The sequence below is a fragment of the Burkholderia sp. NLJ2 genome (genome assembly GCF_049487195.1).
GTDB lineage: Bacteria > Pseudomonadota > Gammaproteobacteria > Burkholderiales > Burkholderiaceae > Burkholderia > Burkholderia pyrrocinia.
On record NZ_CP137808.1, the window covers coordinates 1,570,813 to 1,593,361 of the forward strand.

General features: G+C 67.9%; 20 protein-coding genes. 14 read left to right on the forward strand and 6 right to left on the reverse strand.

The window, feature by feature from the left end; all coding sequences use genetic code 11:
* Positions 1–43 precede the first annotated feature (43 nt).
* Complete coding sequence (locus R9B84_RS07225; protein WP_423759767.1) at positions 44–790, forward strand: glucose 1-dehydrogenase; 747 nt, start codon at positions 44–46, stop codon at positions 788–790.
* 61 nt (positions 791–851) lie between these two features.
* Here R9B84_RS07225 and R9B84_RS07230 read toward each other — a convergent pair whose 3' ends face one another.
* The 5 genes from R9B84_RS07230 to R9B84_RS07250 form a co-directional block, all read right to left on the reverse strand.
* A complete protein-coding gene (locus R9B84_RS07230) occupies positions 852–1,346 on the reverse strand; it encodes a heme-degrading domain-containing protein (protein ID WP_423759768.1) in 495 nt (164 codons plus the stop codon).
* A gap of 79 nt (positions 1,347–1,425) precedes the next feature.
* A complete protein-coding gene (gene iolB / locus R9B84_RS07235; protein WP_423759769.1) occupies positions 1,426–2,244 on the reverse strand; it encodes a 5-deoxy-glucuronate isomerase in 819 nt (272 codons plus the stop codon).
* A gap of 52 nt (positions 2,245–2,296) precedes the next feature.
* Positions 2,297–3,226 (reverse strand): myo-inosose-2 dehydratase, encoded by a 930-nt coding sequence (gene iolE, locus R9B84_RS07240; protein WP_423759770.1) that lies wholly within the window; start codon positions 3,224–3,226, stop codon positions 2,297–2,299.
* 61 nt (positions 3,227–3,287) lie between these two features.
* Positions 3,288–5,171: a 3D-(3,5/4)-trihydroxycyclohexane-1,2-dione acylhydrolase (decyclizing) gene (iolD, locus tag R9B84_RS07245; protein WP_423759771.1), complete on the reverse strand. Its 1,884-nt coding sequence runs from the start codon at positions 5,169–5,171 to the stop codon at positions 3,288–3,290.
* Between the two features lie 47 nt (positions 5,172–5,218).
* Positions 5,219–7,177: a bifunctional 5-dehydro-2-deoxygluconokinase/5-dehydro-2-deoxyphosphogluconate aldolase gene (locus tag R9B84_RS07250; RefSeq protein ID WP_423759772.1), complete on the reverse strand. Its 1,959-nt coding sequence runs from the start codon at positions 7,175–7,177 to the stop codon at positions 5,219–5,221.
* 306 nt (positions 7,178–7,483) lie between these two features.
* Between R9B84_RS07250 and R9B84_RS07255 the strand changes: the two genes are divergently transcribed.
* The 8 genes from R9B84_RS07255 to R9B84_RS07290 all read left to right on the forward strand — a co-directional run bounded on the left by R9B84_RS07255 (position 7,484) and on the right by R9B84_RS07290 (position 16,552).
* Positions 7,484–8,410, forward strand: coding sequence for a sugar ABC transporter substrate-binding protein (locus R9B84_RS07255; RefSeq protein ID WP_423759773.1), 927 nt, complete (start codon positions 7,484–7,486; stop codon positions 8,408–8,410).
* A gap of 68 nt (positions 8,411–8,478) precedes the next feature.
* Complete coding sequence (locus R9B84_RS07260; protein WP_423759774.1) at positions 8,479–10,074, forward strand: sugar ABC transporter ATP-binding protein; 1,596 nt, start codon at positions 8,479–8,481, stop codon at positions 10,072–10,074.
* A 27-nt stretch (positions 10,075–10,101) separates the two neighbouring features.
* On the forward strand, positions 10,102–11,127 hold the full coding sequence (locus tag R9B84_RS07265) for an ABC transporter permease (protein WP_423759775.1): 1,026 nt from the start codon (positions 10,102–10,104) through the stop codon (positions 11,125–11,127).
* Between the two features lie 43 nt (positions 11,128–11,170).
* Complete coding sequence (locus R9B84_RS07270) at positions 11,171–12,082, forward strand: sugar phosphate isomerase/epimerase family protein (RefSeq protein WP_423759776.1); 912 nt, start codon at positions 11,171–11,173, stop codon at positions 12,080–12,082.
* A 59-nt stretch (positions 12,083–12,141) separates the two neighbouring features.
* Positions 12,142–13,155 carry a Gfo/Idh/MocA family oxidoreductase gene (locus R9B84_RS07275; RefSeq protein WP_423759777.1) on the forward strand — a complete coding sequence of 338 codons (1,014 nt, stop codon included), beginning with the start codon at positions 12,142–12,144 and terminating at the stop codon, positions 13,153–13,155.
* A gap of 62 nt (positions 13,156–13,217) precedes the next feature.
* On the forward strand, positions 13,218–14,144 hold the full coding sequence (locus R9B84_RS07280) for a TIM barrel protein (RefSeq protein WP_423759778.1): 927 nt from the start codon (positions 13,218–13,220) through the stop codon (positions 14,142–14,144).
* A gap of 59 nt (positions 14,145–14,203) precedes the next feature.
* Positions 14,204–15,376, forward strand: a complete 1,173-nt coding sequence (locus R9B84_RS07285) for a Gfo/Idh/MocA family protein (RefSeq protein ID WP_423759779.1) — start codon at positions 14,204–14,206, stop codon at positions 15,374–15,376.
* Positions 15,377–15,667: 291 nt separating this feature from the next.
* On the forward strand, positions 15,668–16,552 hold the full coding sequence (locus R9B84_RS07290; protein WP_096470737.1) for a MurR/RpiR family transcriptional regulator: 885 nt from the start codon (positions 15,668–15,670) through the stop codon (positions 16,550–16,552).
* 94 nt (positions 16,553–16,646) lie between these two features.
* Here R9B84_RS07290 and R9B84_RS07295 read toward each other — a convergent pair whose 3' ends face one another.
* Positions 16,647–18,167 carry a CoA-acylating methylmalonate-semialdehyde dehydrogenase gene (locus tag R9B84_RS07295; RefSeq protein ID WP_423759780.1) on the reverse strand — a complete coding sequence of 507 codons (1,521 nt, stop codon included), beginning with the start codon at positions 18,165–18,167 and terminating at the stop codon, positions 16,647–16,649.
* A 108-nt stretch (positions 18,168–18,275) separates the two neighbouring features.
* Between R9B84_RS07295 and R9B84_RS07300 the strand changes: the two genes are divergently transcribed.
* The 5 genes from R9B84_RS07300 to R9B84_RS07320 all read left to right on the forward strand — a co-directional run bounded on the left by R9B84_RS07300 (position 18,276) and on the right by R9B84_RS07320 (position 22,548).
* Entirely contained in the window at positions 18,276–19,211 is a 936-nt protein-coding gene (locus R9B84_RS07300) for a LysR family transcriptional regulator (RefSeq protein ID WP_065500209.1), read from the forward strand.
* A 116-nt stretch (positions 19,212–19,327) separates the two neighbouring features.
* On the forward strand, positions 19,328–19,555 hold the full coding sequence (locus R9B84_RS07305) for a sulfurtransferase TusA family protein (protein WP_262542561.1): 228 nt from the start codon (positions 19,328–19,330) through the stop codon (positions 19,553–19,555).
* A 228-nt stretch (positions 19,556–19,783) separates the two neighbouring features.
* The gene (locus R9B84_RS07310) at positions 19,784–20,218 is read left to right on the forward strand and encodes a peptidase (RefSeq protein WP_423759781.1); all 435 of its coding nucleotides are present in this window, start codon (positions 19,784–19,786) and stop codon (positions 20,216–20,218) included.
* 267 nt (positions 20,219–20,485) lie between these two features.
* A complete protein-coding gene (locus R9B84_RS07315) occupies positions 20,486–21,190 on the forward strand; it encodes a response regulator transcription factor (protein WP_034183383.1) in 705 nt (234 codons plus the stop codon).
* Complete coding sequence (locus tag R9B84_RS07320) at positions 21,187–22,548, forward strand: FecR domain-containing protein (protein ID WP_423759782.1); 1,362 nt, start codon at positions 21,187–21,189, stop codon at positions 22,546–22,548. Before R9B84_RS07315 ends, R9B84_RS07320 begins: the two co-directional genes overlap by 4 nt.
* The last annotated feature ends 1 nt before the right edge of the window (position 22,549 follow it).

Here is a 22,549-nt window from a genome sequence, read left to right on the forward strand (position 1 = left end):
CCGGCGCCATCCATCGATAGTCATCTGACTGAGGAATGAAATCATGAGCAAGCTGGCAGGCAAGGTAGCGATCGTCACGGGCGGATCGAAGGGCATCGGTGCCGCGATCGCGAGGGCGCTGGCCGCGGAAGGCGCGTCGGTCGTCGTCAACTATGCGAGCAGCAAGGCGGGCGCCGATGCGGTCGTGAGCGCGATCGTCGAAGCCGGCGGCCGCGCGGTCGCGGTCGGCGGCGACGTGTCGAAGGCAGCCGACGCGCAGCGCATCGTCGATACGGCGGTCGACACGTACGGCCGTCTCGACGTGCTCGTCAACAATTCCGGCGTGTACGAATTCTCGCCGATCGAAGCGATCACCGAAGAACACTACCGCCGGCAGTTCGACACGAACGTGTTCGGCGTGCTGCTCGTGACGCAGGCGGCCGTCAAGCATCTCGGCGAAGGCGCGAGCATCATCAACATCAGCTCGGTGGTCACCAGCATCACGCCGCCCGCCAGCGCGGTGTACAGCGGCACCAAGGGCGCGGTCGACGCGATCACCGGCGTGCTCGCGCTCGAACTCGGCCCGCGCAAGATCCGCGTGAACGCGATCAACCCGGGCATGATCGTGACCGAGGGCACGCACAGCGCGGGCATCATCGGTTCCGATCTCGACAAGCAGGTGCGCAGCGAGACGCCGCTCGGCCGCCTCGGCGAGCCGGACGATATCGCGTCGGTCGCCGTGTTCCTCGCATCGGACGATGCGCGCTGGATGACCGGCGAACACCTCGTCGTGAGCGGCGGGTTGAACTGATCGAGCGATACGGCAAATCGGCACCATCGGCGCGCGTGCGCCGGTCGTGCCGATTGCGTCGTTACGCGATCATCGCCAGCGCGTTCGCGCCGACGTGCCAGCGCAGGCTCTCGACGACGAGCGCGTGATTGCGTTCGGAGTCGAGCCCCGCGATCGTCATCGCACCGACGAGGCCGGCACCGGCGATTCGCAGCGGCACGCCGCCACCGTCGAGCGCATAGTCGTCGTCCGACAGGCCCTGCGACCGCAGCGACCAGCCGGCGCGGCGAAACTGCGTGCCGACCTCGAGCGAACTCAGGCCGAAACGGAGCACCGTGTTCTGCCGGCGGCGAATCGCATCGCTGTCTTCCGCACGGCTGCCGTCGAGCGCGCAATAGAACAGCGGTGCCGCTTCGCCGACGATGCCGACCGCGATCGGCAGCCCGCGGCGCGATGCGATATTGACCGCGATTTCCCCGAGCCGGCGCGCGACGTCGGCATTGAAGCGTGGCAGCGCCATGTCCGGCGCGTCGTCGTCGAAGGGCGCGTGATCGATGCGCAGGAAGGTCGTCACCATGGCGGCTCCGTATCGTCGCAAGTCGGGTTCGCGCGCCGGCGTCGCCTCGTCACGGGCCGCGCGCTTGCCCGTGGTTCGTTCAGCGCTTCGGCGCCGCGTCGAGCATCCATTCGTGCGCAGGATCGTTCTTGAACGCCCACGCGCGGCTCGGCCCGGCCATCACGTTCAGGTAGTACAGGTTGTAGCCGTGCGGCGCGACGACCGGGTGGTAGCCGCGCGGCACCATCACGACGTCGTGGTTCTCGACCGCGCATGCTTCGTCGAGGCTGCGGTCGTCCGTGTACACGCGCTGGAACGCGAAACCCTGCGGCGGATCGATCCGGTGGTAATAGGTTTCCTCGAGCGAGGTTTCGTCGGGTGCCGCGTCGCGGTCGTGCTTGTGCGGCGGATAGCTGCTCGAATGGCTGGCCGGCGTGACGACCTCGACGACCAGCAGCCGGTCGGCAGCAGGGTTGTCGCCCATCAGGATGTCGCACACGTAGCGCGTGTTGGTGCCTTGCCCGCGCACCGAGCGGCGCATCCGTTCGCCATCGAGGCGCCGCACCGGCTTGTCGCCGCTCGCGTACGGCGCGGTGCACAGCGCGATTTCAGCATCGCGCGTCGCGACCAGCGTGACGCTCTTGCCGCCCGGCACGTACAGCGCGTCCGGTGAAACGTCCTCGAACACGCTGTCGCGCTTGCCGAGCGCATCGTAGGTTTCGCCGTCGACCTCCGCGCGCACCGTGCCCGTCAGCACGACGATGCACAGCTCGCGCGCGCCGGTGTCGAGCGTTTCGGTATCGCCGGCCTTCAGGCGCAGCGCACGAAAACCGACATGCTTCCAGCCGGCCGACTCGGGCGTGACGTTGCAGATTTCGCGGTCGGCGGATGCCTTGACCAGCAGGGGAGAAATCGTCATGGGGTGGGGCTCCGCAATAGGGTAGGGCTCAAGCATTCGAGCACTTGCATGCTCACGCGCTCAACCGGTCGACGATCGCGCGCAGCGACTCGTAACCCTTCTTCGCATACGCGTAGCTCGGCGCGACGGCCGGATCCTGCTCGGCCTCGACGACGAGCCAGCCTTCGTAGCCGGCGTCCTTCAGCGTGCGCAGCGTCGCGTCGTAGTCGAGCGCGCCGTCGCCCGGCACCGTGAAGGTGCCGTTGATCACACCGTTCAGGAAGCTCCAGCCGTCGTTGCGCGCCTGCGTGACGACCTGCGCCCGCACGTCCTTGCAATGCACGTGGACCACGCGCGACACATGTTTCTTCAGCAGCGTCACCGGGTCGGCCGCGCCGCCGAAATACGCGTGGCCGGTGTCGAACAGCAGGAACACCTTGGCCGGATCGGTCAGCGCCATCAGCCGGTCGACGTCGTCGGGCGATTCGACGTATGCGCCCATGTGGTGATGGTAGGCGAGCTTGATACCGTAGGTCGCGAGCAGGTGCGCGCCGAATGCGTCGAGGCGCGCCGCGTAGCGGTGCCACGCTGCGTCGTCGACGAAGCGTGGCCGCTTCGCGACCGGCGTGTCGATGTTCCCCTGGATCGTCCCCGCGCATTCGCCGTAGACGACGACCTTCACGTCGTTGTACTGCAGCTTCGTCAGGTGCGCGCGGCAGCGTTCGATTTCCGCGGCGACCGCATCGGCGTCGCTCATGCCCGGTTCGACTTCCGCGAGGAAACCCGAATACCAGCCCGATACGCACACGAGCCCGAACTCGGCGAGCTTCGCCTTCAGCTCGGGGCCCGTTTTCGGAAACTTGTTGCCGAGCTCGAAGCCCGCGTAGCCGATTTCTGCGCCTTCCTTCAGCGCCGTTTCGAGCGGCGTCTCGCCGCCGAGCGACGGCAGGTCGTCGTTCATCCACGACAGGGGATTGATACCGATGCGGACGTTCCAGCTCATGGCGTGCTTCCTTGGTTCGAATGGGTTTTTCGCGGGGCGGGTGGGTGGGCAGCGCGCGGCATCAGCGCCGCTGCCGGGTCTTTGCGTCGAGATACGCGCGGTGCGCTTGCTCGACGCCGGCACGCTCGGATACCTGCGGCACCGCGACTTCCCACCACGCGCCGCCGTCGTCGGTCGTGCGCTGGTGCGTGGTGTCGATCACGAGCACCTGGCTCGTCTTCGCCGCGCGAGCGCGCTTCATTTCGCTGCGCAGCTCGCCGACGTCGCGCACATGCACGGCGTCGGCGCCCATTGCGCGCGCATGCATTGCGAAGTCGATCGTCGAGCGCTCGCCGCCTTCCGGCACGCAGTCGTCGAGCATGTTGTTGAAGCTTGCGCCGCCGCAATTCAGTTGCAGCCGCTCGATGCAGCCGTAGCCGCGGTTGTCGAGGATCACGACGATGAGCTTGCGGCCGAGCATCACGGAAGTGGCGAGCTCGGCGTTGAGCATCATGTACGAGCCGTCGCCGACGATCACGATCACTTCGCGTTCGGGCCGCGCGAGCTTCGCGCCGAGGCCGCCCGCGACTTCGTAGCCCATGCACGAATACGCATAGTCCATGTGGTAGTTGCCCGGCACGCCGCTGCGCCACAGCTTGTGCAGCTCGGCCGGCAGCGTGCCGGCGGCGCACACGACGAGGTCGTCGCGCGCGCTGTCGCACCCCGCGTCGGCCGCCGAATCGCGCACCGCGCCGATCACGTCCGCATCGTACGGCAGCGTGTCCTTCGGCACGCGCGTCGTCAGCTCGGTCACGCGCGCGTTCCATGCCGCGGCCTGGTCGCGGTTGGCGGCCGTCCATGCCGCGTCGGCGCGCCAGCCGGCCAGCGCGGCCGACAACTGGCCGAGGCCCGTGCGCGCATCGGCAACCAGTTGCCGGCCGCGTTTCTTGCCGGTGTCGAACGGCTGCACGTTCAGGCTCAGCAGCGTGGCGTCGCCGTAGAGCGCGTGCGAGCCGGTCGTGAAGTCCTGCAGCCGCGTGCCGACCGCGAGCACGACGTCGGCCTGCGCGGCCGCGCGATTCGCGGCGGGCGAGCCGGTCACGCCGATCGAGCCGAGGTTCAGCGGGTGATCCCACGCGAGGCTGCCCTTGCCGGCCTGCGATTCGGCGACCGGCACGCCGTGCGTGTCGGCGAACGCGCGCAGCGCGTCCCACGCCTGGCTGTACAGCACGCCGCCGCCGGCGACGATCAGCGGTTTTTTCGCGGCCTTCAGCACGTCGAGCGCATCGGCGAGTTCGAGCGCGTCGGCCGGCGGCCGGCGCATCCGGATCACCGGCGGCGCGAAGAAATCCTCGGGCCAGTCGTACGCGAAGGTCTGCACGTCCTGCGGCAGCGCGAGACACACGGGGCCGCATTGCGCGGGGTCGGTCATCACCTGGATCGCGCGCGGCAGCGCGACGAGCAACTGCTCGGGCGACGTGATCCGGTCGAAGTAGCGCGTGACGGGGCGGAAGCAGTCGTTCGCACTGACGTCGCCCTGTTCGAAATCCTCGACCTGCTGCAGCACGGGGTCGGGAAGCCGCGACACGAACACGTCGCCGGGCAGCAGCAACAGCGGCAGCCGGCCGACGTGCGCGAGCGCGGCCGACGTCAGCATGTTGGTCGCGCCGGGGCCGATGCTCGACGTCGCCGCCATCATCCGCTGGCGGAAATTCGCTTTCGCGAACGCGACGGCCGCGTTGGCCATCCCTTGCTCGTTATGCGCGCGGAACGTCGGCAGCCGGTCTTTTTCTGCATGCAACGCTTCGCCGAGCCCGGCCACGTTGCCGTGGCCGAAGATCGCGAACACGCCGCCGCAGTACGGCAGGATCTCGGTGCGGCCGTCGGGCTGGACGACTTCGGTGCGCAGGGCGGCCAGGTAGCGCACGAGCGCCTGGCTGACGGTCAGTCTCACGGTAGGGGGCATCGTCGGTCGGTGAAGAAGGATCGGATCGGTCATGACGGGCGCGCGCATCAGGCCGCGGCGGCGGCGCGCGCGGCGCCCCGGCGGCCGAGCCACGCGTCGACGAGCTGCGCGAAGTTGCCGGCGACTTCGTCGATCAGTGCCTGGTCGTCGATCCGGCCGGCGAGCCAGTTCAGCGACGCATCGGCCCACAGCGTGCGCCCGACCATGAAGCCCTTGACGATCGGGTTGGTCGCCGAGCGGAAGCTGTCGACGAGATATTGCAGCGGCTGGTTCAGCCCGAGGATCACCGCGCCTCGGCAATGGGGGTCGCGCTCGGCGATCAGCGTAGCGAGCCGCGCCCAGCCGTCGGCGCTCAGCGGCGTGAGCTTCCACCATTCGGGCATCACGCCGAGGTTGTAGAAGCGCGCGACCGCGCGCAGCACCGCATCGTCCTCGGTGCCGGCCGGCGTGACCGCGCGCGGCGGAATGACTTCCAGCAGCAGCTCGTTGCCGCTGGCGCGCGTGGCTTCCCACAGCTCCAGCACGCGCTGCTCCTGCTCGACGCGCAGGTCGACGTCGTCGTCCGGGTGGTAGTGGACCAGGCACTTCACGACCTGCTCGGTCGGCCAGTGCGTGAGCGACGAGCCGACCGAGCGCGTCTCGTCGAAGCGCAGCGGCCGCGAGCCCGGCAGCTCGACCGGGCGGCCGACCCACCAGCCGCGCCCGGTGGCCGACGCGAGCGCGTCGCTGCCGTACGCGCCGCCGTCGATCAGCACACCGACGTGGCCTTCGATATGACGATCGCGCTCGACCTGTTCGGCCGCGCGCACGAGCAGGCGCTTCAGCGTCTTGATCCGCGCTTCGTCCGCGCCGGCCTGCACCGCGAGTTCGTAGAACTGGCTGCGATGGTCGAACGCCATCACGCACAGGTCGTCCCATTCGCGGCGCGGCACCGTGACGCGATGCAGGTGCGCGAGCGTGCGGTCCGCGTCGACCACGGGATTGCGGCTGCCGTCGAACCAGTGCGCGAGTTCGGCCGGCGTCGGCATCGCGGCCGAGCACGCGTGGCGCGATACGACAATTGCGCCGCATGCGTTCGCGATGCGCGTCGATTCGGCCCAGTCGCGGCCGCGCAGCAGCCCCGACAGCAGGCCCGACAGGAACGCGTCGCCCGCGCCGAGCACGTTGAGCACCTCGACGCGTTCGCCGAGAAACGTCGGCGCATCGTCGATGCGCGCGGGGATGTCGCCTTCGATCACGCAGCAGCCGAGCGCGCCGCGCTTGACGACCAGCGTGGCGTTCGTGATCCCGCGCACCGCCTGCAACGAACCGATCAGGTCGTGCGGCACGCCGCCCGCGATCAGGAATTCCTCTTCGGTGCCGACCAGCAGGTCGAATTCGCCGAGCACCTGCTGCAGTTGCTGCGTCACCTGCGCGTCCGGCACGTAGCGGTTCTCGCCCGCGCCGCGCGCGGTCAGCCCCCACAGCACGGGCCGGTAGTCGATGTCGAGGATCCGCACGACGCCGTGGCGGCGCGCGTAGCCGAGCGCGGTCAGCGACGCTTCGCGCGTGGCCGGCGTCGAAAGATGCGTACCGGTGATCGCAAGCGCACGGCAGCCGGCGATGAAGTCCTCGCGGATCTCGTCGGCGCGCACGGCCATGTCCGCGCAGTTCTCGCGCACGAACAGCAGCGGGAACGTGTCGCGATCCTTCAGCCCGAGCAGTACCAGCGCGGTCAGGCGCTCGCGGTCGGTCTGCAGCTGGCTCGTGTCGCAGCCTTCGCGCTCGAGCGTCTCGCGCAGGAAGCGGCCCATCTGCTCGTCGCCGACGCGCGAGATCATCGCGGTCTTCAGCCCGAGCCGGGCGACGCCGAACGCGACGTTGCCCGACGAGCCGCCGAGATACATCTGGAAGCTGCGCGCGTCCTCCAGGCCGCTGCCGTACTGCTGCGCATAGAGATCCACGGCCACGCGGCCGAGGCAGGCGAGATCGATGGGGCGGTCACTCGGAAAGTTCAGCAGGCTCATATCACGTGTCACGCTCGCGGCCGGCGTTCGGCGGTGCCGGCAGATTAGGGGACCGATCCGCCGGCGACGGTCCGCAACGTGCGCTGCACGACGCGAGGCTGCCTGCCGCAAGGAATCGGGCTACGGACGCAGTCTAGACTTTTTGGAAATCCAGTTCCCTAGGTGAAATCACGTAGAAATAAATTTCCAAATTTTCGAGGAAGTGATCTACAGTTTCATCCGGATGCTTCAGTCCGTATCGGACTCGGCCCGGCGGCGCGCAACGCGCCGTCTTCCGCCCCCCGGAGATGAGGAGACAAAGTGATCATGAAGACCAAGCTGATGGCCGTCGCGGCCGCCGCGATCCTGGCTGCGCCGCTCGCGCATGCCGAGAAGATCGGCGTGACGATGGCGTCGTTCGACGACACGTTCCTGACCATCCTGCGCAACAGCATTACCGACGCAGCGAAGAAGGACGGTGCGACGGTGCAGATCGAGGACGGCGGCAACGACGTCGGCAAGCAGTTGAGCCAGGTCCAGAACATGATCGCGCAGAAGGTCGACGCGATCATCGTGAACGCGGTCGACACCGACGCGACGCCGAAGATCACGAAGATGGTGACGGCGGCGAAGATCCCGCTCGTCTACGTGAACCGCAAGCCGGTCGATTTCGACAAGCTGCCGGCCGGCGTCGCGGTCGTCGCGTCCGACGAGAAGCAGTCGGGCACGCTGCAGGCGCGCCAGGTGTGCAAGCTGCTCGGCGGCAAGGGCGACCTCCTCGTGCTGATGGGCGAGCTGTCGAACGAATCGGCGCGCGCCCGCACCAAGGACATCGAGGAAGTCATCGCGACGAAGGACTGCTCGGGCATGAAGATCGTCGACAAGCGCGAAGGCAAGTGGAGCCGCACGCAGGGCCAGGACATCACGATGAACTGGCTGAGTTCCGGGACGAAGTTCGACGCGATCGTGTCGAACAACGACGAAATGGCGATCGGCGCGATCAACGCGCTGAAGGCCGCGCGCAAGTTGACGCCGAAAACCGTCGTCGCCGGCATCGACGCGACGCCGGACGGCCTGGCGGCGATGAAGAGCGGCGAGCTGAAGGTGTCCGTGTACCAGAACGCGGCCGGGCAGGGCGCGCAGTCGGTTGCCGCCGCGCTGAAGCTCGCGAAGAAGCAGCCCGTCGACCGCTTCGTGAACGTGCCGTTCGAGCTCGTGACGCCCGAAAACATGAACCAGTACGCCAAGCACTGAGCGGCGATCCGTTGAACTGCGCGGGCCCGGCCTGGCCGGGTTCGCGCGCGACTTGTCGAGGAACGTCCATGTTTACAGCCAGGATCGCGCGCCCGATGGCCGGCGTCGACGCGCCGGCCGCTTCATCCGGCGGAGCGCCCGGCGCATCCGGATCGTCCGGGTCGCCGGCTTCTGCCGCGGCCGACTGCGTGCTCGAGGTGCGCGGCGTCGGCAAGTCCTTTCCCGGCGTCGTCGCGCTCGACGGCGTGCAGTTCCGCGTGCGCCGCGGCACCGTCCATGCGCTGATGGGCGAGAACGGCGCGGGCAAGTCGACGCTGATGAAGATCATCGCGGGCGTCTACACGCCCGATCAGGGCGAGATCCTGATCAACGGCGAACCCGTCGTGCTGAACGGGCCGCTCGATGCGCTCGACCGCGGGATCGCGATGATCCATCAGGAACTCAACCTGATGCCGTACATGACGGTCGCGGAGAACATCTGGATTCGCCGCGAACCGAAGAACCGCTTCGGCCTGATCGATCACGCGGCGCTGCGCCGCCGCACGGCCGAGCTGTTCGAGCGGCTGTCGATCGACATCGATCCGGAAACCGACGTGCGCACGCTGACGGTCGCGAGCCGGCAGATGGTCGAGATCGCGAAGGCCGTGTCGTTCGACTCGGACGTGCTGATCATGGACGAGCCGACGTCGGCGCTGACCGACAAGGAAGTCACGCACCTGTTCCGGATCATTCGCCAGCTGCGCGAGCAGGGCAAGGGCATCGTCTACATCACGCACAAGATGAACGAGCTGTTCGAAATCGCCGACGAGTTCTCGGTGTTCCGCGACGGCAAGTACATCGGCACGCACGCATCGAGCGACGTCACGCGCGACGACATCATCCGTATGATGGTCGGCCGCGAGATCACGCAGATGTTCCCGAAGGAGGAGGTGCCGATCGGCGACGTCGTGCTGTCGGTGAAGAACCTCGGCGTCGACGGCGTGTTCCGCGACGTGAGCTTCGAGCTGCGCGCGGGCGAGATCCTCGGCGTCGCGGGCCTGGTCGGCTCGGGGCGCTCGAACGTCGCGGAGGCGTTGTTCGGCGTCGTGCCGGCCACGTCGGGCGAGATCCGGATCGACGGCAAGCCGGTGCGGATCGCGACGCCCGCGCAGGCGATGAAGCACGGGATGGCGTTCCTGACCGAGGACCGCAAGGATACCGGCTGCTTCCTGAATCTCGACCTGCTCGCGAACATGGAAGCGGCCGTGCTCAGCAACCGCTACGTGAAGTTCAATTTCGTGCGGCAGGCGCAGTTGAAGCGCGACTGCGAGGAAATGAGCCGGATGCTGCGCGTGAAATCGCCGGGGCTGCACGAGGAGATCCAGAACCTGTCGGGCGGCAACCAGCAGAAGGTGCTGATCGGGCGCTGGCTGCTCACGCAGCCGCGCATCCTGATCCTCGACGAACCGACGCGCGGCATCGACGTCGGCGCGAAGGCCGAGATTCACCGGCTCGTCAGCGCGCTCGCCGGCAAGGGCGTCGCGGTGCTGATGATCTCGTCGGAGATGCCGGAGGTGCTGGGGATGAGCGACCGCGTGATGGTGATGCACGAAGGGCGCATGACCGGCATCGTCGAACGCAAGGACGCCGACCAGGTCCGCATCATGGATCTCGCGTCGCGTTGAGCCGAAACAAGATTGGAGACAAATGAAATGGGCAACCTGAATCCGGTCGCGGATGCGCAGACCATGACCATCAAGCCGCGGCACACGAAGTGGCCGCCCGAGCTGAGCATCTTTCTCGTGCTGGTCGGCATCAGCCTGTTCTTCGAGATCGTCGGCTGGATCGTCGTCGGCCAGAGCTTCCTGTTCAATGCCGAGCGGCTCGAGATCATCGTGCTGCAGATGGCCGTGATCGGCATCATCGCGGTCGGCGTGAACCTCGTGATCATCACCAGCGGGATCGACCTGTCGTCGGGGTCGGTCGTGGCCGCCGCGGCCGTCGTGTCGGCGAGCCTCGCGCAGGTGTCCGATTTCCCGCGCGCGGTGTTTCCGCACCTGACCGACCTGCCGATCATCTGGCCGGTGCTGGCCGGCGTGTGCGTCGGGCTGCTGGTCGGCCTGCTGAACGGTTCGCTGATCGCGATGACGGGCATCCCGCCGTTCATCGCGACGCTCGGCACGATGGTGGCCGCGCGCGGGTTCGCGAAGTGGTTCACCAACGGGATGCCGGTGTCGATGCTGACCGACCCGTTCGCGGCCATCGGCGCGGGCGCCAATCCGGTGATCATCTTTCTCGTGATCGCCGCGATCTTCCACGTCGTGCTGCGCTACACGCGCTTCGGCAAGTACACCTATGCGATCGGCGCGAACCGTCATGCGGCGGTCGTCTCGGGCATCAACGTCACGCGTCACCTGGTGTTCGTCTATGCGATCGCGGGCCTGCTGAGCGGGATCGCCGGCACCGTGACGGCCGCGCGCGCGATCTCGGGCCAGTCGGGCATGGGCGTGATGTACGAGCTCGATGCGATCGCCGCGGTCGTGATCGGCGGCACGTCGCTGTCGGGCGGCCTCGGCCGCGTGACGGGTACGGTGATCGGCGTGCTGATCCTCGGCGTGATGACGTCGGGCTTCACGTTCATCCGCATCGACGCGTATTACCAGGAGATGGTCAAGGGCGCGATCATCGTCGCGGCCGTGATCGCCGACCAGTATCGCAACAAGAAGAAGCGTCGCTGACCCTGCCTGTCCGACTGGAATCCGATATCGCCAAGGATGCCTGATGAAGATCGCGCTCGACCCTTACATGATTCGCCACCTGCCGCTCGACCGGCTGCCGCACGCGGTGGCCGAGCTCGGCTACGACCAGATCGAGCTGTCGCCGCGCAGCGATTTCCTCGACTGGTGGGTGATGCCGCGCGCGACGCGCGAGCGCATGGCCGCATTCCGCCAGGCGATGCGCGCGAGCGGCGTCGGCCTCGCGTCGCTGCAGCCGATGTACCGCTGGGCCAGCCCGTTCGAGGACGAGCGGTTATGGGCCGTGCGCTGCTGGAAGAAGGCGATCGAGGTCGCGGTCGAGATGGAGTGCGCGCTGATGGTGTCCGAGTTCGGGCGCGGTGCGTCGCCCGAGCGCTCGGTCGGCGAGCGGCCGGGCGCGAACCCGAAGGAGCTGTGCGAAGCCGCGTGGTTCCGGTCGATGGACGAGCTGCTGCCGATTCTCGAACGCGAGGGCATCGTGCTGTCGGTCGAACCGCATCCGGAGGACTGGATCGAGCAGTTGCAACCGGCGATCGACATCGTGACGAACCTCGGCTCGCCGTCGCTGAAGCTGTCGTATATCGCGCCGCACACGTTTTACTACGGCGACGACATCGCCGCGATGATCGCGCAGGCCGCACCGATCCTCGCGCACGTGCGCGTGGCCGACACCTTCGACCACCGCAAGAGCAGCCAGCTTCGCTACATCGTGAACCCGCCGGGTTCGACCCAGATCCGCGTGCACCAGCATCTCGACATCGGGCAGGGCGAGATCGACTGGGACGTGTTTTTCCGCGCGCTCGGCGCCGCGGGCTTCGACGGCGTGATGTCGTCGTGCGTGTTCGCGTGGGAGGACCGCGCCGAAGCATCGTCGCGCTACATGCGCGACACGATCCAGCGCTACGTCGATCGTCATTTCGATCGCACGATGCGCTGACCGATTACTGACCGGCGCGGCACGGGCCGCGCCGCTGATGAACGACTGGAGACTCCCAGATGACCTTGCAAATCGGCGTGATCGGCTGCGGCGCGATCGGCCAGGACCATATCCGCAGATTGACCCGCACGCTGTCCGGTGCGCGCGTCGTGGCCGTCAACGACATCGATCCGCAGCAGGCGCGCGATGCGGTGTCGAAATACGGGCTCGACGCCGAGATCTACGGCGACGGCCATGACGTGGTTGCGGCCGCCGACGTGCAGGCCGTGCTCGTCACGTCGTGGGGGCCGACGCACGAAGCGTTCGTGCTCGACGCGATCGCGCACGGCAAGCCCGTGTTCTGCGAGAAGCCGCTTGCCGTCACGGCCGACGGCTGCATGCGGATCGTCGAAGCGGAAGTCGCGCACGGCAAACGGCTCGTGCAGGTCGGCTTCATGCGGCCGTACGACGAAGGTTATCGCGCGCTGAAGCGCGTGATCGACAGCGGCGAGATCGGCGCGCCGCTGATGCTGCATTGCGCGCACCGCAACCAGGCGGTCGGCGAGCGCTACACGACCGACATGGCGATCACCGACACGCTGATCCACGAGCTCGACGTGCTGCGCTGGCTGCTCGGCGAGGATTACGCGAGCGCGCAGGTCGTCTATCCGAAGAAAACGCGCCACGCGTCCGCGCATCTCGCCGATCCGCAGATCGTGCTGCTGGAAACCGCGAGCGGCGTGCGCATCGACGTCGAGATCTTCGTGAACTGCCAGTACGGCTATGACATCCAGTGCGAAGTGGTCGGCGAGCAGGGCATCGCGAAGCTGCCCGATCCGCCGGCCGTGGGGCTCAAGCGCGCAGCGCGGCAGTCGGTCGACATCATGACCGACTGGAAGGAGCGCTTCATCGCGTCGTACGACGTCGAGCTGCAGGCGTTCATCGACGGCGTGCGGCAGGGTGCGCTGACGGGCCCGTCGGCATGGGACGGCTACGCGGCGGCGGTCGCGGCCGACGCATGCGTGCGTGCACAAAAGAGCGGTGCGGTCGAACCGATCGCGATGGCCGACCGCCCCGCGTTCTACCGCGGCTGAACCGCGGCCGCATTGCCACGACTCGTGCGGCCGCGTGCCGCGTACCTGCCGGACTGACCGACATGACGATGAAGATTGGTTGCGCACCGTGCTGTTGGGGTGTCGACGACGTGAAGAACCCGCACCTGCCGCCGTGGCGGCACGTGCTTGCCGAGGCCGCGCAGGCCGGCTATTCGGGCATCGAGCTCGGCCCGTACGGCTATATCCCGCTCGAACTCGACGTGGTGAGCGCCGAGCTCGAGCGGCAGCGCCTGAGCATTACCGCAGGCACGATCTTCGACGATCTCGTGTCGCCGGAGAACCTGCCGAACCTGTTGCGCCAGACGCGCGAGATCTGCGCGCTGATCACGCGGCTGCCGAAGCTGCCGACGCAGGACGGGCAACGCTACGCGGCGCCGTACCTGGTCGTGATGGATTGGGGGCACGAAGAACGCGATTACGCGGCTGGCCACGCCGATCGCGCGCCGCGGCTGTCCGGCGAACGCTGGGCGCACATGGTCGAGCACATCCGGCAGATCGCGACGATCGCGCGCGACGAGTTCGGCGTGCGCGCGGTAATTCATCCGCACGCGGGCGGCTACATCGAGTTCGCGGACGAGATCGACCGGATCGTCGCCGATATTCCAGCCGACACGGCCGGCCTCTGCCTCGACACGGGTCACCTGCATTACTCGGGCATGGATCCGGAGACCTGGCTGCGCCGTCATGCGGCGCGTCTCGACTACGTGCATTTCAAGGATATCGACGCAGCCGTGTACGACGCGGTGATGGGCGAGCACATCGCATTCTTCGCCGCGTGCGCGCGCGGCGTGATGTGCCCGATCGGCACCGGCGTGCTCGACTACCGGGCGATCAGGCACGCGCTCGACGACATCGGCTACGCGGGCTATATCACGATCGAACAGGAGCGCGATCCGCGCAATGCCGGCACGAGCCTGCGCGACGTTGCCGCGAGCCGCGCGTTTCTCGCGTCGGCCGGCTTCGCATGAACTTCGCATGAACGCCCGAACCACCGAACACCTGAACACGGACCAGGAACACCACCATCATGATTGACGGACAGATTCTGCTTGGACACTCGATTCGCTGGGGCATGGTCGGCGGCGGGCTCGGCAGCCAGATCGGCTACAGCCACCGGTCGGCCGCGCTGCGCGACGGCAGCTTCGAGCTGGTCGCCGGCGCGTTCGACATCGATCCCGAACGCGGCCGCCAGTTCGGCGTTAAGCTCGGCGTCGCGGCGGATCGCTGCTATCCCGACTACGCGACGATGTTCGACGCCGAGGCGCGCCGCCCGGACGGAATTCGCGCGGTGTCGATCGCGACGCCGAACAACACGCACTTCGAGATCTGCCGCGCCGCGCTGAACGCGGGGCTGCACGTGGTCTGCGAGAAGCCGCTGTGCTTCACGACCGAGGAGGCCGAGACGTTGCAGCGCCTGTCGGTCGAGAAGAACCGGATCGTCGGCGTCGCATACGGCTATTCGGGTCACCAGATGATCGAACAGGCGCGCGAGATGATCGCGCGCGGCGATCTCGGCGAGATCCGCATCGTGCAGATGCAGTTCGCGCACGGGTTTCACAGTGAAGGCGTCGAGGCCGCGAGCGCGGCCGCGCGCTGGCGCGTCGACCCGAAGTTCGCGGGCCCGAGCTACGTGCTCGGCGACATCGGCACGCATCCGCTGTACATCTCCGAGGTGATGGCGCCCGAGCTGAAGATCCGGCGGCTGATGTGTTCGCGGCAGAGCTTCGTGAAGAGCCGCGCGCCGCTGGAAGACAACGCGTTCACGATCATGGAATACGACACGGGCGCGGTCGGCTACGTGTGGTCGAGCGCGGTGAACGCGGGTTCGATGCATGGCCAGAAGGTGCGCGTGATCGGTTCGAAGGCGAGCGTCGAATGGTGGGACGAGCATCCGAACCAGTTGCGCTACGAAGTGCAGGGGCAGCCCGCGCAAGTGCTCGATCGCGGGATGGGTTATCTGCATCCGAACGCATTGCGCGAGGATCGCATCGGCGCCGGGCATCCGGAAGGGCTGTTCGAGGCGTGGTCGAATCTCTACGCGCGCTTCGCGCTCGCAATGGATGCGGCCGATCGCGGCGACGCCGCCGCGCTGAAGGGCATCCGCTTTCCGGACGTTCACGCGGGCGTCGAGGGCGTCCGATGGGTCGAGAACTGCGTGCGTTCCGCCGACGCGGGCAGCGTGTGGGTCGACTATCGCTGAGCAGGGCAGGCCGGAAGCGGTGCGCCACGCGCCGCTTCGCACTGGCCGCCGGCCTCGGTAGGCTCGGTAGACACCCTAATCTTTACGACGCCGCGAGAGCGTTGGACAATCGTTTCCAGTCTTGCCGTGGAGCGTGTGCAGGTGATGATCGAGCGCGTGGGAGCGATACGCGCGGCGCGGGCCGTGCCGCAAACGTGATTAAATTCGCCCTTCATGCATGTTCCAGGTGAGCTTCGGGCCGCGTCCGTCAGCATCGCGCGTGCACCGGGGCCGTCAACTTCGCGCAATCCGATGAGTTCATCCGAGAAACCTCCCGCTACCGTCGAGCAGTTCCTGCAGCACCTGACGCAGGAATACGACGGCCTCAGCAATCGCCTGAAGGTCATTGCGCGTCACGTGGAAACGCATCGGGACCAGCTTGGCCTGGAAGGCATCCAGTCGCTGGCGGAGGCGTGCGGCGTGCAGCCGTCGGCGGTCGTGCGCTTCGCGAAGCATTTCGGCTTCTCCGGCTTCTCCGAGATGCAGCGGCTGTTCCGCGAAGGGCTCGCGCAGCAGATCGCGCCGGGGCGTGCGTACAACCTGCGGCTGCGCGACGTGATCGAATCGGGTTCGTCGAGCCTGCAGCCCGAGCAGATCGCCGACGAATTCATCAAGGGCAGCATTGCCGGGATGCAGCAGTTGCGGCAGACGCTCGACCCGCAGGCGCTCGCGCAGGCCGTCGACCTGCTCGCCGACACGCAGGCGATCTGGATCGCCGGTTCGCGGCGCGCGTTTCCGATCGCCGTGTATCTCGACTATGCGCTGCAGCACACCGACAAGCGCATCGGGCTGTTCAGCGCGCTCGGCAGCATGCATCTCGGGCAGATCCGGTCGGTGCGCAAGGGCGACGTGATGATCGTCATCTCGTTCATGCCGTATGCGGACGAGACGGTGCAGGTCGCGCAGCAGGCCGTGCAGCGCGGCGCGCGCCTGATCGCGATCACCGACAGCCGGATGAGCCCGCTCGCGCGGGAGGCCGAGGTGACGCTGATGGTGCAGGACAGCGAGACGTTCGGGTTCCGCGCGCTGACGGCCACGATGGGCCTCGCGCAGAGCCTGTTCGTCGCGCTCGCGTACCGGCTCGAACTGTCGTACCTGCCGACCGCCGACGGCGCGCACGGCACGAAAGCCGGCTGACGCGTTCTGCAGGCGCACCGCCCGCCAGGGCCTGTTCCCGCTAATAACGGGCTTGTGAACAGGCCCTGGGCCGACGGGCGGCGCACCGGCCGGCTTACTTCGCGGTCGGCATCGCGAATTCGGCACCCTTGCCGATGCTCGACGACCAGCGCTGCATCACCGACTTCTGGCGCGTGTAGAAGCGCACGCCTTCCTCGCCGTATGCGTGCATGTCGCCGAACAGGCTCTTTTTCCAGCCGCCGAAGCCGTGCCACGCCATCGGCACCGGAATCGGCACGTTGATGCCGACCATCCCGACCTGGATGCGCCGCGCGAATTCGCGCGCGATGCCGCCGTCGCTCGTGAAGCACGACACGCCATTGCCGAACTCGTGCGCGTTGATCAGGTCGACCGCTGCGCCGAAATCCTTCACGCGCACGCAGCCGAGCACGGGCCCGAAGATTTCCTCCTGGTAGATCCGCATGTCGGGCGTCACGTGATCGAACAGCGTGCCGCCGGTGAAGAAGCCTGCCTCGCGGCCCGGCACGCGCAGCCCGCGCCCGTCGACCACCAGTTGCGCGCCTTCGTTCACGCCTTGCTCGATATAGCCTTCGATGCGCTTCAGCGCTTCGCCGGTGACGATCGGGCCCATCTCGACTTCCGGCTGCATGCCGTCGCCGATCACCAGCTTGCGCGCGCGCTCGGCAACCGCCGGCACGATCCGGTCGGCCACGTCGCCGACCAGCACCGCGATGCTGATCGCCATGCAGCGTTCGCCGGCCGAGCCGTATGCAGCGCCGATCAGCGCGTCGACCGCCTGCTCGATGTTCGCGTCGGGCATCACGACGAGATGGTTCTTCGCGCCGCCGAGCGCCTGCACGCGCTTGCCGGACTGCACCGCGCGCTGCTGCACGTAGGCTGCGATCGGCGTCGAGCCGACGAAGCTGACGGCCTGCACGTCCGGGTGGTCGAGCAATGCGTCGACCGCGTCCTTGTTGCCCTGCACGACGTTGAACACGCCGGCCGGCAGCCCGGCCTGCGTGAGCAGGTCGGCGATGAACAGCGCCGCCGACGGATCGCGCTCGCTCGGCTTCAGCACGAACGTGTTGCCCGTCGCGATCGCGACCGGGAACATCCAGCACGGCACCATGCACGGGAAGTTGAACGGCGTGATGCCCGCGACGACGCCGAGCGGCTGGCGCATCGTCCAGTTGTCGATGCCGGTGCTGACCTGGTCGGTGAAGTCGCCCTTCAGGAGCTGCGGCACGCCGCATGCGAATTCGATGATGTCGATGCCGCGCGCGACTTCGCCCTGCGCGTCGGAGAACACCTTGCCGTGCTCGGCCGTGATGATCGCCGCGAGCGTGTCGCGGTGCTCGTTCATCAGTTGCAGGAAGCGGTGCAGCACGCGCGCGCGGCGGATCGGCGGCGTCTCGGCCCAGGCCGGGAACGCGGCGTGGGCGGACGCGACGGCCTGCTGCACTTCGCTGTTGTCCGCGAGCGCCACGCGGCGCACCGCGCGGCCGAGTGCCGGGTTCAGGACGTCCTGGAAGCGGCCGCTGCGGCCGGCAACGGGCGCGCCGTCGACATAGTGGCCGACGTCGGCGTCGGACGTGTACGCGGGAACCGGATTCATCGTGTCTCCTGGGAATGAGGGGGAACGGAACCTAGTCTAGGGAAACCGGCGGGGCGGGAGAAGGCCGCGCAACTTGATTCACTGTTCAGAATTCTGAATAATCGACGAATGAATCAGCAAAATGTCCAGGCGCTCTGGCCGCATATCCATTCGCTGACGGTACTGGCCGCGGCCGGCAGTTTCACGGCCGCCGCGCAGCGGCTCGGCATCAGCAAGGCCGCGATGAGCCAGCGCATCGCCGATCTCGAAAAGGCGGCCGGCGTGCCGCTCGTGCGCCGCACGACGCGCAGCGTGCGGCTCACCGATGCGGGCCAGACGCTCGTCGACAGCACGCGCGACGCGTTCGAGTCGATCGGGCAGCATTTCGCGCGCGTGAAGGACCTGGCCGGCGAGCCGCGCGGCCTGCTGCGCGTGACGGCGCCGGTCGCGCTCGGACGCCAGCAGGTCGTGCCGCACCTGCCCGATTTCCTGCGGCAGCATCCGGGCGTGCACATCGAGCTCGACCTGTCGGACCGGCTGCATTCGCTGACGCAGGAGGGCTTCGACCTCGCGATCCGCCATACGACCACCGCGCCGCAGACCCACGTCGCGTGGAAGCTGTGCGACACGCGCTCGCTGCTCGTCGCGAGCCGCGACTACCTCGACGCGCGCGGCGCGCCGCGGCACCCGAGCGAACTCGTCGACCACAGCTGCCTGTGCTACCTGCGCGACAACGAACCGGCCGCGTGGAGCTTCGAGCCGGACGGCCGGCGGCGCCAGCGCGTGAGCGTGCCGGTGCGCGGCAGTTTCGCGGCGAACAACAGCGAGGCGATGCGCGAGGCCGCGCTCGGCGGGCTCGGCATCGCGCTGCTGCCCGATTTCAGCGCGCGACGCGATCTCGACGCCGGCCGGCTCGTCGCGCTGCTCGACGGCTGGCGGCCGTCGGGCGCGTTCGGCGACCACATCTTCGCGATCCGCCCGTACAGCCCGGTCGTGCCGAGCGCGGTGCGCGCGCTCGTGCGGCACCTGCGCGAACGGCTCGCGGGCGGTTTCTCCGGCGCGTGACGCCGGCGCCCGCGGCGCCGGGCCGCGGCGTGCCTGGGCGGGCGCCGCGGCGCTGCGGTAAAATCGCGGCTTCCTCCCGCGCCTCGTGTGGCGCGACATTCGAAGGTCGACAGCCGATGCAGATTCACAAGGAAGTGGACGCGCGCGGGCTCAATTGCCCGTTGCCGATCCTGCGTGCCAAGAAAGCGCTTGCCGATATGGAAAGCGGGCAGATCCTCAAGGTGCTCGCGACCGATCCCGGCTCGCAGCGCGATTTCGCCGCGTTCGCGAAGCAGACGGGCAACGAGATCGTCGAATCGACGACGCAGGACAAGACCTACGTGTTCCTGATGCGCCGCCGCTGACGGCCCGCGTCGCGCGCCCGGCCGCGGCGTCCGCTCGCGGTGAGCGGGCCGGCAACGCCCGGCGCCGGCCGGTCGAGCCTCTGACAATTCTTAAACCTCGCTTCGCGACCGGCTGCGTATACTGACCCGGCCGGTCGTCCGCTCCCAGCGGAAGCACCGGCCACGGTACGTCGCACGGCGGGCACGGGGGCCATGCCTGACGCTACCGTCGTACAACGGGGAAAGGACATGTCCTTCAGACCAGGGACCCTTCGAAGTCCGTCCGGAGCGGAATGCATTGCGCCCGAGCGTGCGTCGGAATTGAGCCGTATCGAGCTCGATCCGCGACAGGACCGCCACGCGCGTGCCGCGCTGGAGGCGTATGCGGATTCAGCCGCGGCCGAGATGCCGTGGCTGGCCGAGTGGCTCGACGAACGGCTGCGCGACGCTGCGCAGGACGACGGCTCGGGCCCGACCTACTGCGGTGCGACGATCGAGCGCGTGTTCGATCTGGCGCAGGCATGGGCGGCGGGCCAGCCCGACTACGCGGCCACCGCGTGGGAGCGCGTGCGCGGACAGTTGCAGCGGATGCTTGCGCAACCGGCGCCGTCGCAACCGCTGTTGCAGCATCTGCCGGCCGATGAATTCGCCGAGCCGGTGGTCGGCATGGCGGGCGCCGACTAGGCGTCCGACTGCGCGACAGGAAGGATTATTCGAAAAAGGACGGTAGTCCGCGCAATTTTTTGGCGAATTTCATACTACTATGATGAAATCGCCGGTTCGTCCGCGCCCCGTTTTTGAGATATTTGGCCGGGGTCGCCGGTTTGCGCAGGTGGCGCGAGCGGCGAACGACAGCTCGCCGGCCGGTATCCGGAAGCCGCGTGCGCGCAGCGCGGCGGGGTGGGTGCGGGGAGCTGAACTGGACGAATCGCTTTCGATTTGCGGGGTGCTATGAGAATTGCTGTACTGGATGACGATCCGGCCCAGACGGATTTCGTCAGTCAAACGCTGACTGCCGTTGGCCATACGTGCTATGCGTTCAAGGAAGGCAAGGCCCTGAAGAAGCGTCTGCAGCGCGAGACGTTCGATCTGCTGGTGCTCGACTGGAACGTGCCCGACATGTCCGGCGAGGAAGTGCTCAAGTGGGTGCGCGCCAACCAGACCGAGCACAGCCTGCCGATCATCTTCATGACGAGCCGCGACGACGAGGCGGGGATCACGCAGATCCTCAACGCCGGCGCCGACGACTACGTGGTCAAGCCCGTGTCGGGCCCGATCCTGCGCGCACGCATCGGCTCGCTGCTGCGCCGCGCGTATCCGGTCAATGCCGAGGCGACGGTTCGCGAATTCGACCAGTTCCGTTTCGACGTGAACCTGAAGCAGGCCTACGTCGGCGACAAGCCCGTGAGCCTGACGCAGAAGGAATTCGAACTCGCGCTGCTGCTGTTCCAGCATCTCGACCGGCCGCTGTCGCGCGCACACATTCTCGATCTCGTGTGGAAGCAGGCGACCGACATCCCGTCGCGCACGATGGATACGCACATCTCGATGCTGCGCACCAAGCTCGGCCTGCGGCCCGAAAACGGCTATCGCCTCGCGCCGATCTACGGCTACGGCTACCGGCTCGAACGGGTCGGCCAGGGGGAACCGGAGTGACCACGGGTATCACGCAGCGCACGGCGAATCTGCGCACGATCGCGCTGCGCACGGCCTGCGCGGTCGCGTTTGCGTTCGCCGCGCAGCATGCGGCAGCACAGCCGCCCGCTGCCGCGGGCAAGATGGTCGTCTACCGCACGCAGGCCGGCGACACGCTGTACGACGTCGCCGCGCGCTACCTGCAAGGCGCGGACGACTGGCAACTGCTCCAGCAGATCAACGGCGTTCCGGCACCGAAGCACCTGCAGCCCGGCGTCGCGCTGAAGCTGCCGGTTGCGCGCCTGCGCAAGGAAAAGCTGACCGCGCGCGTCGTCGCGGTGCAGGGCACGGCCGAGCGCGCGTCCGGCGACGCTTACGTGCCGCTGGCGAACGATGCGACGCTCGCCGAGGGTGACCGCGTGCGCACCGGCGCGAACGGCTTCGTGACGCTCGAGCTTGCCGACGGCACGCACATGAGCCTGCCGCCCGACAGCCAGCTCGACCTGAAGGCGCTGCGCCGTACCGTGCTGACCGGCACGCTCGATCGCCAGTTCGAACTCACGCGCGGCTCGGTCGACAGCGAAGTCACCCATCTGAAGAAACGCGACGACCGCTTCCTGATCCGCTCGCCGTCGGTCGTGGCCGGCGTGCGCGGCACGCGCTTTCGCGTGAACTACGACGCGGCCGGCAATGCGTCGACGCGCGTCGAAGTGCTCGACGGTACCGTCGGCGTCGCGGGCAACCGGCAGCCGGCCGGCCCGACGCTCGTGCATGCGAACTTCGGCAGCGTCGCGACGTCGTCCGGCGCGGTCGGTGCGCCCGTCGAGCTGCTGGCAGCACCGGCGCTCGTGCATCCCGACAAGGTGCAGGACGAGCCCGACGTCGCGTTCGACGTTTCGCCCGAGGAGAACGCGCACGCGTACCGCATGCAGCTCGCGCACGATGCGGGGCTGCTCGACCTGTTCCGCGAAACGCGCACCGATTCGCCGCGCGCGGTCTTCCGCGACGTGCCGAACGGGAACTACTTCGTGCGGATTGCCGCGATCGATGCCAACGGCCTCGAGGGGCTGCCGCGCACCTATGCGTTCGAACGCCGCGTGATGGGGCTCGACGCAAGCGCGTCGCCCGGCGCGGGCGGCTACGAATTCCGCTGGACGCCGAACGGTTCGGGCAAGGATGCGCGCTACCGGTTCGTGCTGTCGCGCTCGAAGGACCTGAGCGCGCCGGTCGTCGACCAGGTCGGCCTGCAGGCACGCAAGATCACCGTCGCGCACTTGCCGCCGGGCGATTATTTCTGGGCAGTGACCGTCGAAGAGTTCGAAGGCGGCAAGTTCTACGAGAAGACCAGTCCGGTCAGCGCGTTCACGCTGTCGCGCTGAC

Coding starts and splice junctions, on each gene's coding strand:
- R9B84_RS07225 (WP_423759767.1), top strand. CDS start 44: ATGAGCAAGCTGGCAGGCAAGGTAGCGATCGTCACGGGCGGATCGAAG.
- R9B84_RS07230 (WP_423759768.1), bottom strand. CDS start 1,346: ATGGTGACGACCTTCCTGCGCATCGATCACGCGCCCTTCGACGACGAC.
- iolB (WP_423759769.1), bottom strand. CDS start 2,244: ATGACGATTTCTCCCCTGCTGGTCAAGGCATCCGCCGACCGCGAAATC.
- iolE (WP_423759770.1), bottom strand. CDS start 3,226: ATGAGCTGGAACGTCCGCATCGGTATCAATCCCCTGTCGTGGATGAAC.
- iolD (WP_423759771.1), bottom strand. CDS start 5,171: ATGCCCCCTACCGTGAGACTGACCGTCAGCCAGGCGCTCGTGCGCTAC.
- R9B84_RS07250 (WP_423759772.1), bottom strand. CDS start 7,177: ATGAGCCTGCTGAACTTTCCGAGTGACCGCCCCATCGATCTCGCCTGC.
- R9B84_RS07255 (WP_423759773.1), top strand. CDS start 7,484: ATGAAGACCAAGCTGATGGCCGTCGCGGCCGCCGCGATCCTGGCTGCG.
- R9B84_RS07260 (WP_423759774.1), top strand. CDS start 8,479: ATGTTTACAGCCAGGATCGCGCGCCCGATGGCCGGCGTCGACGCGCCG.
- R9B84_RS07265 (WP_423759775.1), top strand. CDS start 10,102: ATGGGCAACCTGAATCCGGTCGCGGATGCGCAGACCATGACCATCAAG.
- R9B84_RS07270 (WP_423759776.1), top strand. CDS start 11,171: ATGAAGATCGCGCTCGACCCTTACATGATTCGCCACCTGCCGCTCGAC.
- R9B84_RS07275 (WP_423759777.1), top strand. CDS start 12,142: ATGACCTTGCAAATCGGCGTGATCGGCTGCGGCGCGATCGGCCAGGAC.
- R9B84_RS07280 (WP_423759778.1), top strand. CDS start 13,218: ATGACGATGAAGATTGGTTGCGCACCGTGCTGTTGGGGTGTCGACGAC.
- R9B84_RS07285 (WP_423759779.1), top strand. CDS start 14,204: ATGATTGACGGACAGATTCTGCTTGGACACTCGATTCGCTGGGGCATG.
- R9B84_RS07290 (WP_096470737.1), top strand. CDS start 15,668: ATGAGTTCATCCGAGAAACCTCCCGCTACCGTCGAGCAGTTCCTGCAG.
- R9B84_RS07295 (WP_423759780.1), bottom strand. CDS start 18,167: ATGAATCCGGTTCCCGCGTACACGTCCGACGCCGACGTCGGCCACTAT.
- R9B84_RS07300 (WP_065500209.1), top strand. CDS start 18,276: ATGAATCAGCAAAATGTCCAGGCGCTCTGGCCGCATATCCATTCGCTG.
- R9B84_RS07305 (WP_262542561.1), top strand. CDS start 19,328: ATGCAGATTCACAAGGAAGTGGACGCGCGCGGGCTCAATTGCCCGTTG.
- R9B84_RS07310 (WP_423759781.1), top strand. CDS start 19,784: ATGTCCTTCAGACCAGGGACCCTTCGAAGTCCGTCCGGAGCGGAATGC.
- R9B84_RS07315 (WP_034183383.1), top strand. CDS start 20,486: ATGAGAATTGCTGTACTGGATGACGATCCGGCCCAGACGGATTTCGTC.